This is a genomic window from Methylobacterium sp. Leaf456, assembly GCF_001425465.1.
Classification (GTDB): Bacteria; Pseudomonadota; Alphaproteobacteria; order Rhizobiales; family Beijerinckiaceae; genus Methylobacterium.
In genome coordinates, this window is the sequence record NZ_LMQV01000039.1 from 1 (window position 1) to 1599 (window position 1599).

3 protein-coding genes and 1 pseudogene are annotated in these 1599 nt (G+C 69.0%); 3 read left to right on the plus strand and 1 reads right to left on the minus strand.

Annotated features, from left to right (window positions below):
- A pseudogene (locus ASG52_RS17175) lies at positions 1-231 on the minus strand (hypothetical protein); the annotation flags it as partial.
- A 261-nt stretch (positions 232-492) separates the two neighbouring features.
- On the opposite strand from ASG52_RS17175, the gene ASG52_RS28690 reads away from it, so the two are divergent.
- The 3 genes from ASG52_RS28690 to ASG52_RS17185 form a co-directional block, all read left to right on the plus strand.
- Positions 493-660, plus strand: a complete 168-nt coding sequence (locus ASG52_RS28690) for a hypothetical protein (RefSeq protein ID WP_353612498.1) — start codon at positions 493-495, stop codon at positions 658-660.
- Positions 661-675: 15 nt separating this feature from the next.
- Positions 676-1296, plus strand: a complete 621-nt coding sequence (locus ASG52_RS17180) for a putative universal stress family protein (protein WP_353612499.1) — start codon at positions 676-678, stop codon at positions 1294-1296.
- Positions 1297-1356: 60 nt separating this feature from the next.
- A partial coding sequence (locus ASG52_RS17185; RefSeq protein WP_056245867.1) for a 4-fold beta flower protein occupies positions 1357-1599 on the plus strand: 243 nt, incomplete at its 3' end.

Below are 1599 nucleotides of genomic sequence, written 5' to 3' on the forward strand. Positions count from 1 at the left end.
GAGGAGCACCCGGACCTCGTATCCGGGGCGGGCGTTCGCGTACCCCATCATCGCGGAGGCGGCGCCCATCGCCATGCCGTTGTTCCCGGCCATGCCGCAGAACCAGTAGCCGCCGAGGGGATAGCCGTAGCCCGACCCGCCGAGCCAGTAGCCGTCCTTCTCCATCCGGACGTCGAACGCCTTGAGGTGGTCGAGGCAGGCCTGAGCCGGCTTGGTCTCCGCCTCTGCCATGGGTCCGGCCTTCGGCTCCTCCGCAGCTTGGAGCGGGGCCATAAGGGAGAGCGAAAGGACCGCCCCGAGGGCTATGGATCTGGCTGGCCATTGCATGATCGGATTCCGGAATGGCGGGCACCTAAAGGCTGTGCGCCCAGTCCACCCCCCCTGTCTGACCGCTCCGCCGCCTCGATACTTTGTTCTGGATCAAGGCCGACCCACCATCGACCGTGCTTCCTTCCGGCCATCGATCCCAAGGCTCAAGGACGGAGCGCCGACATGAACGTGGCCAGCATCATGGTCTCCGTGGACCTCGGCCCCGCCGCGGCGGACCGCATCCAGCTCGCGGCCTCTCTCGCCATGCGGTTCGAGGCCGAACTCGTCGGCGTGGCCGCCCGCCAGATCTCGTCTCCGACCTACTCGACCAGCATCTACGCGTCCCTCTAGGTCACGGACGTCGAGGTGGCACGGGCGGGGCAGGACCTGGAGCAGGCTCGGCTCGCGTTCGACCGCAACGTCGGGGGCGTCGCCCGGACCGATTGGCGTTCCGACCTTCCAGATCTCTCGACCTACCTCGCCAGGCAGGCCAGGGCGGCTGACGTGGTGGTGGTGGGCCGTTCGGGCACACCCGATCCCGAGCCCGGTCTCCTCACCGTGCTGCCCGGCCCCTTCGTCGTGGAGGCCGGACGCCCCGTCCTCATCGCCCCGCCCGGCATGGAGTCGTTGCGCGTTCGACGTGTCGTCGTCGCCTGGAAGGACACCCTGGAAGCGCGCCGCGCCGTCCTCCACAGCCTGCCGTTCCTCGAACAGTCGGACCAGATCCTCCTCGTCGTCGTCGGTCCGGCGGGGGATGGCGAAGGCCTGGACGACGTGGCCGCCTACCTTTCCCGGCACGGCCTGGCCGTCACGCCGCACAGGCTGGGGAGCGATGATGCAGGCGCGGGCGAGGCGATCCTCGGTTTCGTCGCACGGCAGAACGCGGACCTCCTCGTCATGGGCGCCCCGAGCATTCGAGAATGCGCGAGTGGATGTTCGGCGGCGTCTTCCGGGACGTCCTGCAGAACAATCCGGTCTGCTGCCTGATGAGCAATTGACCGCCCCCCGACAGGCGGGAGCCGCCATCCCATTCCGACGGAGACCCACATGATAGAACTGTTCGACCGCGAGGGCCGGGAAGCCGCCTTCTGCCGCGACGGGCACTCCGTCTACCTCTGGGACGGGACGCCCGCGGCCTACCTCGACGGCGACGCGGTCTACGCCTATTCCGGCCGGCTCATCGGCTGGACCAGGGACGGCTGGATCTCGGACGAGGCGGGCGGTCGCCTCCTGTTCGAGTTCGACGCCGTCGGCGGCCCGGAGAAGCCGAGGCGCCAAACCAAGACCACG